The following is a 14,335-nucleotide window of genomic DNA, read 5'->3' on the forward strand; positions in this document are numbered from 1 at the left end:
TGCTGTTCGCCTTCGTTGCCGACGAAGAAAACGGCGGTAAATACGGGGCGCAATGGCTGGTCGACAACCGGCCCGACCTGTTCGACGGCGTCACCGAAGCGGTCGGGGAGGTAGGCGGGTTCTCGCTGACGGTGCCGCGCCACGATGGCGGCGAGCGTCGGCTGTATCTCATCGAGACCGCGGAAAAGGGCCTGTACTGGATGCGGCTGACGGCGCGCGGCCGGCCGGGGCACGGTTCGATGACGCATGAGCCCAACGCCGTCACCTCGATCGCCCAGGCGGTGGCGCGCCTGGGCCGCCACCGGTTCCCGCTCGTCGTGACCGACACCGTGAAGCAATTCCTGAAGGCCATCACGGAGGAGACGGGCCTGCCCTTCGACGCCGAGTCCTCCGACCTCGAGGGGACGATCGACAAGCTCGGTCCGATGGCCCGCATGCTCAAGGCGATCCTGCACGACACCGCCAACCCGACGATGCTCAAGGCCGGTTACAAAGCCAACGTGGTACCGGCGACGGCGGAGGCCGTGGTGGACTGCCGGGTGCTTCCCGGCCGGTTAGCGGCGTTCGAGGCGGAGGTCGACGAGCTGATCGGTCCCGACGTAAGTCGCGAATGGATCACCAACTTGCCGTCGTACGAGACCACGTTCGACGGTGACCTCGTCGACGTGATGAACGCCTCGCTGCTGGCGGTGGATCCCGACGCCAGGACCGTGCCCTACATGCTTTCGGGTGGGACGGACGCAAAAGCATTCTCGCGCTTGGGTATTCGTTGCTTCGGCTTCACCCCCTTGCGGCTGCCGCCGGACCTGGATTTCGCGGCGTTGTTCCACGGCATCGATGAACGGGTACCCGTTGACGCGCTGAGGTTTGGCACCGAGGTACTGACACACTTCTTGACACACTGCTAGCCGCACGTTGAGCCAATCAATCGAGAGAGGACCGATCATGATCGCACCGCCCGACCCATACGCCGCACTGCCGAAACTGCCGTCGTTTCACTTGGAGTCGGCGTCGATCACCGACGGGCAGCCGCTGGCGACGCCGCAAATCAGCGGGATCATGGGCGCGGGCGGCGAAGACGTCAGCCCGCAGCTGAGCTGGTCCGGTTTTCCCGACGAGACCCGCAGCTTCGCCGTGACCGTCTATGACCCGGATGCCCCGACCTTGTCCGGTTTCTGGCACTGGGCGGTGGCCAACCTGCCCGCCTCGGTCACCGAGTTGCCCGACGGTGTCGGCGAAGGTAGTGACCTACCGGGTGACGCGCTGACGCTGGTCAACGACGCCGGTATGCGCCGCTATCTCGGCGCCGCGCCGCCCCCCGGCCACGGGCCGCACCGCTACTACGTCGCCGTGCACGCGGTCGATGTCGAGAAACTCGACCTGCGCGAGGACGCCAGCCCCGCATACCTGGGCTTCAACCTGTTCCAACACGCGATCGCCCGTGCGGTCATTTACGGAACCTACGAGCAGCGTTAGTAGGGCATCGCGACGACGTCAGCTCGACCTCCGAGGGGCCGCGGATCCGACGGCCTCGCTCAACGTGGAAAACCCACCTTCGCGCAGCCGATGCGCGATGCCGTCGTGAATGTGCTTGGCCCACAAGCCTCCGCCGTAAATGAAACCGGTGTAGCCCTGCAGCAATGAAGCGCCTGAGGTGATGCGGTCCCAGGCGTCGTCCACGGTTTCGATACCGCCGACACTGATCAGCGTCATCCGGTCACCAACCCGACCGTAGAGTCGCCGCAGCACCTCGGCGGCGCGTTGCGCCAGCGGCGCCCCCGAGATGCCGCCGCTGCCGAGTCGCTCGACACCCGGGGTGCGCAGCCCATCGCGCGACACCGTGGTGTTGGTTGCGACGATGCCGGCCAAACCCAGCTCGACCGCCAAGTCGGCAATGCCGTCGACGTCGGAGTCGGCAAGATCCGGTGCGATCTTCACCAGTACCGGCGTCGAGGTCTCGGCCAGCACCGCCGACAGGATGCCGCGCAGTGACTCGACCGCCTGCAGATCGCGTAGCCCAGGGGTATTCGGCGAACTGACGTTGACCACCAGGTAGGTGGCCAGCGGCCCGACCAGCCGGGCGCTGGCCCGGTAGTCGTCGGCGGCCTGCTCGGGCGGGGTGGACTTGGTCTTGCCGATATTGACGCCGATCGGCACATCAGGGTTTTGCCGTGCCAGCCTGGACGCCAGCTGAGCGGCGCCGTGATTGTTGAAACCCAGCCGGTTGAGTAGCGCGCGGTCGGCAGGCAGCCGGAATAGCCGCGGAGCCGGATTGCCCCCTTGGGGGTGCGCGGTCACGGTGCCGACCTCGGCGTAGCCGAATCCCAGCGCGCCCCAAGCCTTCAGCCCGATGCCGTCTTTATCGAAGCCCGCAGCCAGACCCAGCGGCCCGGGGAAGCGCACCCCGAACACCGTGCTGGCCAGCACGGGGTCGGTCGGTGCCAGCTGCCGGCTCAGCCGCCGCCGCACCGGCGCCGTGGTGGTGAGGCCACGCAGCGCCGCGAACACCAGCTCGTGGCTGCGCTCGGGCGGCACCAGGAACAGCAACCGGCGGAGTGCGCCGTATATCTGATGACGGTCGTCGCGCGCGGTGCTCACCGTCACAGTTTCGGCTGGTCGAGCCGGGCGCTATCGATGCGAGACTTCTTGCGGCGCAACAATACCCGCCTACTCCCATCGGTATAGAGTCGCACCCGGGTCAGCTCCCAGCCGCGGTACTCCGCTTCGATGGACAATCGGGTCGAGGCGCTGAGCCTGGTCACCTCCGGCGGCAGGCGGAGCGGCGCCCATTCGTATTCGTCGGACATCTCACTGTCCCAACCCGCCGGCAACCGGCCGCCTCGTGCCGTCGTCAATGTGGACCCGCCGCCGCATGCTCGATGATCTCAACGCCCCCGCCGGAACCCGACACCACATACAACGTGCCTGCGTCGTCGTCGAAGGCCAGCGTGTTGGGTTGCTGCACGGTTGGGTACCGTACCTTTTCCACAGGGATTCCGGTTGACAGATCGTAACCAATAACCAAATTCGCCGCTGTTTGCGACACCCACGTCAGCCCGCGAGACCCGGTCAGGCCGTAAGGGGACTGGCGCACCGGGTACGCCTGACGCAAGATCAGCGGGTCGACGCCGAACACCAGCAGCTCGCTGCCCCGGGTGTCGGTCACCAACAACCTGCCCGCGGGATCGGCCACCATTGTGGTGGCACCCTGGCCTGCGCGTAACGCCTGCCCGACCTTTCCATCGGGACCGACCGTGGTGACCGACGTCTGGCCACGATCCAACACGGCCACGGTGTTTCCTTGCACCGCAACGGAATCAACGTGTCCGAAGATTTTCGTCCGATTGCTGACGGTGGCTGCGGGCGCGATCGTGTAGATCATGCCGTCAGCGGTGCCCAACGCCACGGTGCCGTCGGCGCGACGGGCTATCGCGGTGAAATCGACGCTCTCGGCGCCGCTGACGCCGACGCGCGCGACACGTCCAGCCGACAGATCGGCCACGAAGTAGCCGCCGCGGGTGGACAGATAAGCGTTGCCACCGCCGTCACCGGCCAGCCCGGTCACCGGGCCGGGCAGGTCGATGACGCGCGATGATGTGTGCTGGTGGCCGATCGCCGTGATTTTGGCGGGTGCCGTGGCGGCTAACCCAGAGGTCAAGATCACCAATTGCGCTGTGTGGCTGTCGAATATCGCGGCCTGGGGCTTGCCGTCCAGCGGATGGACCAGACCTGCCGGAACCTGCGACAGCGGCGGCGAATCGGCCGGCCGCGCAGGCTCGATCGTCGGTGGAGCTCCCTCGAGCGTCTTGGACGAGCAACCCACCACGAACGTCAGCAAAACCAACAGGCCAGCGGCCTGGCGACGAACGATGTGTGCACTGCGTTTGCGGTGTGGTGGCACAGGGTAACTCTCGGATATCCAGGGGGCAGCCGGTGTGTAGAAGGAGTACGCGCATTGGAGTCCGATACTAGGCAACGCCGCCTGTTACCACCCGAGCCCGTCGCGCGAGCCGTGAGTCGGCGACCGGGTATGGTCGCCGATATGAGCGTCGCCGCCGATCGCCATGTCACTAACCCCGAGTTTGCTATCGAAGACTTGTGGGTTGGGGTCTTTGGGGCAAAGGTGCTGGCCAGCGGGTTCGGGCAGGCGGCTGACGGCCGTAGCTTCGCCTTCCGCGTTGAAGGTCCGTGGCTTCTCGTCGAGGTATACCGGCCCCGGTTGAGTGGTCCGGTCCCGCAGCCCGAAGATATCGTCGCCACCCTTCGGTGCAGCGTCATCGACGTCGACGTCACCGACGAGCGCAGCCTGACCGCGGCCGTGCGAGACGCGGTCGCCCTCACCGAGGTCGCCGACTAGATCACCCGGTACGGTCGTCGTCGTGACTGTGGCGCCGGCGATGTCTTGGTGGCAAGTTGTCGTCTTGTCCGTGGTGCAGGGTCTGACCGAGTTCTTGCCGGTGTCGTCGTCTGGCCACTTGGCGATCGTGTCGCGGATCTTCTTTGCCGACGACGCCGGCGCGTCGTTCACCGCCGTAAGCCAGTTGGGCACCGAGCTCGCGGTATTGGTCTATTTCGCCCGCGATATCGTGCGGATCGTCAAGGCATGGTTCAGAGGCCTTTTTAAGGGGAGGCAAGTCGCCGCGCACCGCGATGCCGATTACTGGCTGGGTTGGTACGTCATCATCGGGACGATTCCTATTTGCATCCTGGGTCTGTTTTTCAAGGACGAGATCCGCTCCGGCGTGCGCAACCTGTGGGTGATAGCGACAGCGCTGGTGGTGTTCTCGGCGGTGATCGCTCTTGCCGAGCGTCTTGGTCGGCAGAGCCGACACATCGACCAGCTGACCTGGCGCGATGCGGTCGTCGTCGGCATTGCCCAGACGCTGGCGTTGGTCCCGGGAGTCTCCCGGTCCGGAGCCACCATCAGTGCGGGGCTGTTTCTCGGGCTCGATCGCGAATTGGCTGCCCGATTCGGGTTCCTGCTGGCCATTCCGGCGGTGTTCGCGTCCGGATTGTTCTCGCTGCCGGACGCCTTCCACCCGGTGCTCGAGGGGATGAGTGCGACGGGACCGCAGCTGCTTGCGGCTACCATAATCGCGTTCGTGGTCGGTCTTGCTTCGGTGGCGTGGTTGTTGCGATTTCTGGTGCGGCACAGCATGTATTGGTTCGTCGGCTATCGGGTGGCCGCTGGTGCGGGCGTGCTGATCCTGTTGGCGGCAGGGGTGGTGAGTCCGACGTGACCGCCGGCGACGATGCAGAGCGGAGCGATGCCGAGGAGCGGCGCATGACCTCCGCCGGCGACGATGCAGAGCGGAGCGATGCTGAGGAGCGGCGCATGACCTCCGCCGACGACGACGCAGAGCGGAGCGATGCTGAGGAGCGGCGCATATGACCGTCATCCTGTTGCGGCACGGGCGGTCGACATCGAACACCGCGCATGTGCTGGCCGGTCGTGCCGAGGGTGTCGACCTCGACGACAAAGGCCGCCAGCAAGCTGCGGAGCTGGTCGATCGGATCGATGAGCTGCCGATTAGGGCGGTGGTGTGCTCACCGATGCTGCGATGTCGGAGCACGGTCGAGCCGCTCGCCGCTGCGCTTGGCATCGAGGTGGAAATCGACGACCGGTTCGCCGAAGTCGACTACGGCGAGTGGACCGGCCGCAAGATCGGCGATCTGGTCAAGGAGCCGTTGTGGGGCGTCGTTCAGGCGCATCCCAGCGCGGCGGTGTTTCCCGGCGGTGAGGGCCTGGCGCAGGTGCAGACGCGTGCCGTCGCCGCCGTGCGTGACCATGACGCGCGGCTGGCCGAGCAGCATGACGGCGACGCGCTGTGGCTGGCTTGTACGCACGGTGACGTCATCAAGGCGGTCGTCGCCGACGCGCTTGGCCTACACCTGGACGGCTTCCAACGTGTCTCCGCCGATCCGGCATCGATGAGTGTGATCCACTACACCCGATTTCGACCGTTCGTACTGCACGTGAATCACACCGGCCCTCGACTGACATCGGCGCTGACGGCTGCTCCACCACCGGACGGTGAAGCGCCGCCAGGCGATGCAGTGGTGGGCGGGTCTACCGACTGAGCGAGTCGCGGCCAACAATTACGACTCAGCCGCAACTGCCGGTATTTTGGAATTGCCATGTCTCGCGCGATTCACGTCTTCCGCTCACCCGACCGCTTCGTCGCCGGGACAGTCGGCCAGCCCGGAAACCGCACTTTTTACCTGCAGGCGGTGCACGACGCCCGGGTGGTTTCGGTGGTGCTGGAGAAGCAGCAGGTGGCGGTGCTCGCAGAGCGCATCGGCGCCCTGCTGCTGGAGGTCAACCGCAGGTTCGGCACACCGGTCCCTCCGGAGACCAGCGAGGTCGAGGACCTCAGCCCGTTGATCACACCGGTCGACGCGGAATTTCGGGTCGGCACCATGGGCCTTGGATGGGATTCCGAGGCCCAAACCGTGGTGGTCGAACTGCTGGCCGTCAGCGACACCGAGTTCGACGCATCTGTGGTTCTTGACGACACCGAGGAGGGGCCTGACGCCGTGCGGGTGTTTCTGACGCCGGAGTCGGCGCGGGAGTTCGCCACCCGTTCCAACCGTGTCATTTCCGCGGGCCGCCCGCCGTGCCCGCTGTGCGATGAACCGCTGGACCCCGATGGACACATCTGTGCGCGGACCAACGGCTACCGGCGCAGCGCGCTGCTCGGGCCTGACGATGACGCCGAGGACTGACGAACGCGAGGTCCTGCGTCGCGGCGAGCTGACGGTTCTGGGACGCATTCGCTCGGCGAGTAACGCCACCTTCCTGTGCGAGTCGACGCTGGACGCCTGCACCGTGCACTGCGTGTACAAGCCGGTCGCCGGTGAGCAGCCGCTGTGGGATTTTCCCGACGGCACACTGGCCGGCCGAGAGCTCGGCGCGTATCTGGTGTCAGCGCAATTGGGCTGGAACATCGTGCCGTACACCATCATTCGCCACGGCCCTGCCGGTCCGGGGATGCTACAGCTGTGGGTGGACCAACCCGGCGACGAACCTGGTTCAGACCCCGGACCGGGACCAGACTTGGTCGACCTGGTTCCGGCTGACAGGCTGCCGCCCGGCTATCTGCCGGTGCTGCGGGCGTATGACTATGCCGGGGACCCGGTCTCGCTGGTTCACGCCGACGACATTCGACTGTGGCGAATGGCGGTGTTCGACGTGTTGATCAACAACGCCGACCGCAAGGGCGGCCACGTGCTGCGCGGTGTCGATGGCGATATTTACGGTGTCGACCACGGGGTATGCCTGCACGTCGAGGACAAGCTGCGCACGGTGCTGTGGGGGTGGGCCGGCAAGCCCGTCGACGACAGCACTCTGGACGCGGTGTCAGGGCTGGTCGACGCGCTGGGCGGCCGGCTCGGCGATGGTCTGGCCGAACACATCACCAGCGCCGAGATTGCGGCGCTACACCTGCGCGCTCGCGCGCTGCTGGAAAACCCGGTGATGCCCGGCCCGGATCGGCACCGGCCGATTCCCTGGCCTGCGTTCTAACATCGCCGCTGCCGGCCGTACCGGATACTGGACCGGATGAGCCCAGACGTGACCGACGCGGCGCTGGCTGCTGACCTGGCCGAGGACGCCGGAAAGCTGTTGCTGGCGGTGCGCGACCATGTCGGCTTCGACCACCCGTGGCTGCTCGGCGATGCCGGTGACAGCCAAGCCAATTCGCTGCTGTTGCGGCGGCTGCGCGCTGAGCGCCCCGGTGACGCGGTGCTCAGCGAGGAGGCCTACGACGACCTGGCACGATTGCGGGCTGACCGGGTTTGGATCGTCGACCCGCTGGACGGCACGCGGGAATTCTCCGAGCCGGGGCGTGACGACTGGGCCGTGCATGTGGCGTTGTGGCGGCGCCATGGCGGCCCCAGCGGAGCGATCACCGACGCCGCTGTCGCGTTGCCTGCCATGGGGGAGCTGTACCGCAGCGACACCGTCAGCGCGCCGACAACGGCGCATTCCGGCCCGATCCGAATCACCGCGAGCTCAAACCGGCCGCCCGCCGTGCTCTACCACCTGGCCAGACGGCTCGACATCGAATTCGTGCGGATCGGCTCGGCCGGCGCCAAAGCGATGTCGGTGGTGCGCGGCGACGCCGACGCCTACATCCATGCTGGCGGGCAGTGGGAGTGGGATTCGGCCGCCCCGGCGGGAGTAATCCTGGCGGCCGGCATGCACGCATCGCGACTGGACGGCTCCGAGATGGTGTACAACCGTCCCGACCCGTATCTGCCCGATTTCCTGATGTGCCGCCCCGAACTCGCCGACCTGCTGCTGGGTGCCATCCGGTTGGCCAGCTGAACCGACGCACTGGGTGGATTGCCCGGCTCCGTCTCGGGCCGTTGCACGGCCCGCATCGTCGCCGGCCGTGAGCTGATTGCCCGGCTCCTTCTCGGGCCGTTGCAGGGCCCGCATCGTCGCCGGGCCTAAAGTCGACGGTATGCGGTCCTGGCCATCGGCACCCTTACCGGCGCTGCCTGGACGTGGCCCGGAGTTGCGGCTGTATGACACCTCCGACCGCCAGGTGCGTCCGGTGGCTGCCGGGCCGACGGCCACCATGTACGTGTGCGGGATCACACCGTACGACGCCACCCACCTCGGCCACGCCGCCACCTATCTCGCGTTCGATCTGGTCCAGCGGCTCTGGCTGGACCTCGGACACGATGTGCACTACGTGCAGAACGTCACCGATGTCGACGATCCACTGTTCGAGCGGGCCAACCGCGACGGTATTGACTGGCGCGACCTGGCGGCCCGCGAGGTCGCGCTGTTCTGCGACGACATGACCGCGCTGCGGGTGCTGCCGCCACGCGAATACGTCGCCGCCACCGAGGCGGTGGCTGAGGTCGTCGAGCTGGTGGAAAAAATGCTGGCCTCGGGGGCTGCCTACGTCGTCGACGATCCCGAATATCCCGATGTCTACTTCCGCGCCGACGCCACGGTCCAATTCGGCTACGAATCCGGTTATGACCGCGACCTCATGCTGCGCCTGTTCGCCGAGCGCGGCGGGGACCCGGACCGCCGGGGCAAGACCGACCAACTCGACGCGCTGTTGTGGCGCGCCGCGCGGCCCGGGGAGCCAAGCTGGCCGTCTTCGTCTGGACCGGGCCGACCTGGTTGGCACGTCGAGTGCGCGGCGATCGCGCTCAGCCGTATCGGTAGCGGCCTGGACATCCAGGGCGGTGGCAGCGATCTCATCTTTCCGCATCACGAGTTCACCGCCGCGCACGCCGAATCCGTCAGCGGTGAGCGACGATTCGCCCGCCACTATGTGCATGCGGGCATGATCGGCTTGGACGGGCACAAGATGTCCAAGAGCCGCGGCAACCTGGTTCTGGTGTCTGCGCTACGCGCTCAGGGCGTTGAGCCGTCGGCTATCCGACTGGGCCTGCTGGCCGGCCACTACCGGGCTGACCGCGATTGGAGCGCCGACGTGCTGGAGTCTGCCAATACCCGGCTGCACCGGTGGCGCACCGCGACCACGCTGCCCGCCGCACCTGACGCCGCCGACACCATCGCCCGGGTGCGCCGCTATCTCGCCGACGACCTGGATACGCCTAAAGCGCTTGCTGCACTTGATGGTTGGACGACCGACGCGCTGGAGTACGGCGGTCATGACGCCCAGGCGCCGCGGGCGGTCGCGACGGCGATCGATGCGCTGCTGGGAGTGGACCTGCAGTTGCCGCAGCGGTAGGTTGCGGCCATGACGTCAGTGAACTCGCAAGTCGTATTCATCACCGGTGGTGCTCATGGCATCGGGGCCGAGGTGGCCCGAAGATTGCACGCAAAGGGCGCCAAGCTGGTGCTGACCGATCTGGACGAGGCGGCATTGGCGGCGAAGTCCGCCGAGCTGGGCGGCGGCGACCGGGTGCTGACGGTAGTCGCTGACGTGCGTGATCTCGCCGCGATGCAGGCCGCGGCCGACCAGGCCGTTAAAAAGTTCGGCGGTATCGACGTCGTTGTCGCCAACGCCGGAATCGCCAGCTACGGCTCCGTGCTGAAGGTCGACCCCGAGGCGGTCAAACGGGTGTTGGACGTCAACCTGCTCGGTGTATTTCACACAGTGCGTGCCGCGTTGCCGTCGGTGATCGACCGCCGCGGCTATGTGTTGATCGTCTCCTCTCTTGCCGCGTTCGCGCCGGCGCCGGGAATGGCGCCCTACGACATGTCTAAGGCGGGCAACGAGCATTTCGCGAACGCGCTGCGACTCGAAGTCGCGCACCTTGGTGTGGCCGTCGGTTCGGCACACATGTCCTGGATCGACACGGCGCTGGTCCGCGACACCCAGGCCGACCTGCCCTCATTCCGCGAGCAATTGGCAAAGTTCCCGTGGCCGTTGAACAAGACCACCTCGGTGGACAAGTGCGCCGCAGCCTTCGTCGCCGGCATCGATGGCCGCAAGGAACGCGTGTATTGCCCGAGATGGGTCGCCGTGTTCCGTTGGCTGAAGCCGTTTTTGTCTACCCGCTTCGGCGAATCTTTGGCCCACAGAGATACTGCCGCCCAGTTGCCCCGAATGGACGCCGAAGTCGCCGCGCTGGGGCGTTCCACCAGCGCGCATACCGAACAGCTGGAAAAGCACTAAGGGAGCTGCGGCGATTCCGCCAGCGCCCGAAGCCCGGGCGGCGGCGGGCTTAGCCAGCGCCGTTTGTCTAGGGTCCGACGCATCGCGGAATGGCCTGCAAGGACACGAGTTAATTCAACCGCTGTCTAATTAGCGGCTAAGCGAAATTTTTGCTGGAAGTTGTGACATCCGGCGCGAACCAGGGCGGAGTCGGGTAGCGTGAAAACCCGTCGGGCACCGGGGAGGTTCAACGTCCGATGGAAACGGGGAGTGGGTCAGCGTGGCCGTTGGTGGGCCGCGATGACGAGGTCCGTCAAGCGTTGACGGCACTCGACGACGCTTCGCAGTTCCAGGGCGTTCTGTTGGTGGGCGACAGCGGGATCGGCAAATCGACCCTGGCTCACACCCTCGCCGATAGTGTCAAGTCGCGCGGGCTTACGGTGCGCTTTGTGCTGGGCACCCAAACCGGGTGCGCGGTGCCGTTGGGCGCCTTTTATCGGTCGGTGACCGTCGACGCTCCGCGAGAACCCGCCGCGATGCTGGCCGCCGCCCAAAAAACCCTGGAGAAGGAAGAGCGCCTGGTCGTCGTCGTCGACGACGCTCAGCTGCTCGATCCGTTGTCGTCGACGTTGGTGTACCAACTTGCAGCCAGTGGCAGTGCACGGCTGATCGTGACGATCCGGTCGCGCAACAATGCGCCCGACGCGGTGATCGCGCTGTGGAAAGAGCGACTGCTGCTTAGTCTGTACATCAAGGCGTTGACCTGGCCGCAGACGGAGGAGCTCGCTCGCACCGTGCTCGGCGGTGCCGTCGAGACCCGGCTGATCAACGAGTTACACGTCCGGACCGCGGGCAATCCGCTGATGCTGCGGGGCCTGCTGAATGCAGGCCAGGAGAGCGGTGTGCTGGTGCGCACCGAACACAGCTGGCGGCTTCGAGGCGCGCTGCGTGCAGATCGCCAACTCTACGATCTGCTTGAGTTTCGCCTGCGATCCTTGGGCGCCGAGGAATTGGAGGCGGTAGAGGTTTTGGCTGCGGCGGAGGTGCTGGACTGGGAGACCCTGCGTGGACTTTGCGATGCTGACGCGGTGGCAGATCTCGAGCGCCGCGGATTAATCCAACTGGTTGCCGACAAATCACACACTCTGGCTCGGTTGTTTCACCCCATCGTGGGTGAAGTGGCAATCCAACGCGCTGGGGTGGTGCGCTTGCGGCAGCTTAACGGCATGCTGGCACAACATCTTCGGAAGCACCTGCAGACACATGAGCGGCCGTCGAGGTTGCCTGACGTGCGGACCCGGATACAGCTGGCGCGGTTCATGGTGCACAGCGACCTGACGCCGGACCTCGACATGATCATTGATGCAGCGGGGCGCGCGGTGGCTATGTCGAACATGGCTCTCGGCGAAGAGCTGGCGCGGTTCGCGTTCGATCACGGCGGCGGCCTGCCGGCGGCGCTCGTGCTTGCTGACGCGCTGAGTTGGCAGGGCCGAGGCGACGAGGCCGAGGCAGTGCTCGGTGACGTCGATCCTGATGGTGCCGATGGGTGGCTGACGGTGCGATGGGGCTGTCTGCGCGCGGTGAATCTGTTCTTTGGTTGCGAGCAGGTTGAGCCCGCCCGGCAGGTACTCGCCGACGTGAGGGATCGCGTCGATTCCGAGGCGGGCGTCCGTCTTGTCAGCACGCTGGAGGTATCGTTCGCGTGCTTCTCTGGTGACGTTGCGACGGCGATTGACCTAGGGCTGGCCCTGTGTGCAGCCGATGCGCAACCGCCGGCGACGACGTGGGCGGCGGCGTCGACGTGCTGGGCGTTGGCGCTGACCGGGCGATTTAGCGAGGTTTACCGCATAGCGGATGGGGGGCGGGCAGCCGGGCCAGACCAATTGGGACCGCACCGGTTTGTCATGGGGTTGGCTTTGGCCGAGGTGATCGCGGCGACGGTCGCCGGTGATTTTCCGGCGGCCGAGCGGGTTTGGCAACGTTATGCTCCGATGGCCACGGTGGGCTCTGAGGCAGCCGCCTTCGTGCACGCGATGAGCGGACTCGTGCAGCTTACCCATGGTGCGCTGCCGTCCGCTTGTGCTGCATTTCATGACTCGATGTCGGCGATGTCGCAGGGTTTTCCACCGGGCTGGTTGATGGTGGTGGCGGCCTGGTGCGCGCAGGCGGAAGGTGCGCGGGGAGATGGTGAGGCGGCCGCTGCCGCGTTGCGCAGTTCGGAGCAAGCCTATGGACCGCAGGTCGCGGTCTTCTTGCCCGAACTTGAGCTTGCCCGGGCCTGGGAACGGACGGCCGTCGGCCAGATCACGGCCGCCCGAATGCATACGGTGCGCGCCGCGCAGATCGCACAACAATCCGGGATGCACGCTGTGGAGATGCGCGCGCTGTATACGGCGGTCCGGTTCGGTGACCGCTCGTGTGCCGCACGGCTGCAGGAACTCGCCAGGACGCTGAACACGCCGCTGGCGGAGGCGATCGCCACCCAAGCTCGTGGTTTGGCCGACCACGACGGAGACCTGCTGGACGCCGCGGCAGGTCGGTTCGCCGATCTGGGGGCACTGGCACTTGCTGCGGACGCGGCGGCCCAGGCGGCGGGCGAACACATCCGCACAGGCCACCGCGGCAAGGAAGTAGCTTCGTCGGCCCGGGCATACCGGCTGGCCAGCCAATGCGGCCTACACACACCGGCAGTCGAGGCCGCGGCCCACCCGCTGCCGATCAGCGGCCGGGAACGCGAGATCGCGATGCTGGTCGCGGCCGGCCTATCCAACCGCCAGATCGCCGATCGGTTGGTTGTCTCGGTACGGACCGCGGAGGGACACCTCTACCGCATCTTCGCCAAACTCGGCATCAACAGCCGCGACCAGCTCATCCACCTATTAAGCCTGGATCCGGTCGGGATATAAAACGATCGGCGTGCGCGACGCACGATTTGGCCCTCGCTCTCCTGCCCAGAAAACCGCGGGCCGTCGCTCGTGCGGCGGTAGCTTAGTAATGCGGGCCAGATCAGCAACGGCCAGCGCGGAAGCCGTCGGTCTCATGGCCGTCAAATTATTACTCCACCTGTGTCAAATCCGCTGAAACCAGCTCGACAAGTCCTACTTTTACCCGCATGACACCGGATTTCGAGGACTAGCCGACAGGGGGTTCGACGTATGCGAGCGGTGAGCGGGTCGGGTTGGCCGTTGGTGGGCCGCGATGACGAGATCCGCCAGGCGTGGACGGCGCTCGAGGACGACGCGGAGTTTCAGGGCGTCGCGTTGGTGGGTGATAGCGGGGTCGGCAAATCGACCCTGGCTCGGACCCTGGCCACGATCGCCAAGTCGCGCGGGCTGATGGTGCGGTATGTGCTGGGCACCCAAACCGGCTCCGCCGTGCCATTGGGCGCGTTCTATCGATCCGTGACTGTCGACGCTCCGCGAGAACCCGCCGCGATGCTGGCCGCCGCGCAACAAACCCTGGAGGGGGAAGAGAACCTGGTCGTCGTCGTCGACGATGCCCAGTGGCTCGATCCGTTGTCGTCGACGCTGGTGTACCAACTTGCCGCCAGCGGCGCTGCACGGCTGATCGTGACGATCCGGTCGGGCGACAACGTGTCCGACGCGGTGACGGCGCTGTGGAAAGAGCGGCTGTTGCTGAGTCTGCGCATCGAAGCGTTCACCCGGGAGCAGACCGGGGAACTCGCCCGCGCCGTGCTCGGCGGCGCCGTCGATACCCGGCTGATCAACGAGTTACACGACCGG

Annotated in this window: 16 protein-coding genes; 13 read left to right on the plus strand and 3 right to left on the minus strand. The window is 66.4% G+C overall.

The window, feature by feature from the left end; all coding sequences use genetic code 11:
• Together VNW74_RS19215 and VNW74_RS19220 are read left to right on the plus strand one after the other, a co-directional pair.
• The coding region (locus VNW74_RS19215; protein WP_325679668.1) for a M20/M25/M40 family metallo-hydrolase at positions 1-908 on the plus strand (908 nt) is incomplete at its 5' end.
• Between the two features lie 37 nt (positions 909-945).
• Positions 946-1,476 (plus strand): YbhB/YbcL family Raf kinase inhibitor-like protein, encoded by a 531-nt coding sequence (locus tag VNW74_RS19220; RefSeq protein ID WP_325679670.1) that lies wholly within the window; start codon positions 946-948, stop codon positions 1,474-1,476.
• Positions 1,477-1,494: 18 nt separating this feature from the next.
• On the opposite strand, the gene VNW74_RS19225 is transcribed toward VNW74_RS19220, so the two are convergent.
• Genes VNW74_RS19225 through VNW74_RS19235 form a run of 3 tightly spaced genes read right to left on the minus strand, consistent with a single transcriptional unit; the run spans position 1,495 to position 3,901 of the window.
• The gene (locus VNW74_RS19225; protein ID WP_325679695.1) at positions 1,495-2,568 is read right to left on the minus strand and encodes a quinone-dependent dihydroorotate dehydrogenase; all 1,074 of its coding nucleotides are present in this window, start codon (positions 2,566-2,568) and stop codon (positions 1,495-1,497) included.
• Positions 2,569-2,600: 32 nt separating this feature from the next.
• Positions 2,601-2,855, minus strand: a complete 255-nt coding sequence (locus tag VNW74_RS19230; RefSeq protein WP_325679672.1) for a DUF5703 family protein — start codon at positions 2,853-2,855, stop codon at positions 2,601-2,603.
• Complete coding sequence (locus tag VNW74_RS19235) at positions 2,852-3,901, minus strand: hypothetical protein (protein WP_325679674.1); 1,050 nt, start codon at positions 3,899-3,901, stop codon at positions 2,852-2,854. The genes VNW74_RS19230 and VNW74_RS19235 overlap by 4 nt, the downstream gene beginning before the upstream one ends.
• Positions 3,902-4,042: 141 nt before the next feature.
• On the opposite strand from VNW74_RS19235, the gene VNW74_RS19240 reads away from it, so the two are divergent.
• From VNW74_RS19240 to VNW74_RS19290, 11 genes are all read left to right on the plus strand, one after another.
• Entirely contained in the window at positions 4,043-4,357 is a 315-nt protein-coding gene (locus tag VNW74_RS19240) for a hypothetical protein (RefSeq protein WP_325679676.1), read from the plus strand.
• Positions 4,358-4,397: 40 nt separating this feature from the next.
• Entirely contained in the window at positions 4,398-5,240 is an 843-nt protein-coding gene (locus VNW74_RS19245) for an undecaprenyl-diphosphate phosphatase (protein WP_325679697.1), read from the plus strand.
• Positions 5,237-5,392 (plus strand): hypothetical protein, encoded by a 156-nt coding sequence (locus tag VNW74_RS19250; RefSeq protein WP_325679678.1) that lies wholly within the window; start codon positions 5,237-5,239, stop codon positions 5,390-5,392. The genes VNW74_RS19245 and VNW74_RS19250 overlap by 4 nt, the downstream gene beginning before the upstream one ends.
• On the plus strand, positions 5,389-6,081 hold the full coding sequence (locus VNW74_RS19255; protein WP_325679680.1) for a histidine phosphatase family protein: 693 nt from the start codon (positions 5,389-5,391) through the stop codon (positions 6,079-6,081). The genes VNW74_RS19250 and VNW74_RS19255 overlap by 4 nt, the downstream gene beginning before the upstream one ends.
• A gap of 57 nt (positions 6,082-6,138) precedes the next feature.
• Positions 6,139-6,726 (plus strand): DUF3090 domain-containing protein, encoded by a 588-nt coding sequence (locus VNW74_RS19260; protein WP_325679682.1) that lies wholly within the window; start codon positions 6,139-6,141, stop codon positions 6,724-6,726.
• Positions 6,710-7,525 (plus strand): SCO1664 family protein, encoded by an 816-nt coding sequence (locus VNW74_RS19265; RefSeq protein ID WP_325679684.1) that lies wholly within the window; start codon positions 6,710-6,712, stop codon positions 7,523-7,525. Before VNW74_RS19260 ends, VNW74_RS19265 begins: the two co-directional genes overlap by 17 nt.
• Positions 7,526-7,561: 36 nt before the next feature.
• The gene (locus VNW74_RS19270) at positions 7,562-8,329 is read left to right on the plus strand and encodes a 3'(2'),5'-bisphosphate nucleotidase CysQ (protein WP_325679686.1); all 768 of its coding nucleotides are present in this window, start codon (positions 7,562-7,564) and stop codon (positions 8,327-8,329) included.
• Between the two features lie 139 nt (positions 8,330-8,468).
• On the plus strand, positions 8,469-9,722 hold the full coding sequence (mshC, locus tag VNW74_RS19275) for a cysteine--1-D-myo-inosityl 2-amino-2-deoxy-alpha-D-glucopyranoside ligase (protein ID WP_325679688.1): 1,254 nt from the start codon (positions 8,469-8,471) through the stop codon (positions 9,720-9,722).
• A gap of 9 nt (positions 9,723-9,731) precedes the next feature.
• A complete protein-coding gene (locus tag VNW74_RS19280; RefSeq protein ID WP_325679691.1) occupies positions 9,732-10,613 on the plus strand; it encodes an SDR family oxidoreductase in 882 nt (293 codons plus the stop codon).
• Positions 10,614-10,849: 236 nt separating this feature from the next.
• Positions 10,850-13,498, plus strand: a complete 2,649-nt coding sequence (locus VNW74_RS19285) for a helix-turn-helix transcriptional regulator (RefSeq protein WP_325679693.1) — start codon at positions 10,850-10,852, stop codon at positions 13,496-13,498.
• Between the two features lie 282 nt (positions 13,499-13,780).
• A partial coding sequence (locus VNW74_RS19290) for an ATP-binding protein (protein ID WP_325679699.1) occupies positions 13,781-14,335 on the plus strand: 555 nt, incomplete at its 3' end.

It is taken from the genome of Mycobacterium sp., assembly GCF_035570115.1.
GTDB lineage: Bacteria > Actinomycetota > Actinomycetes > Mycobacteriales > Mycobacteriaceae > Mycobacterium.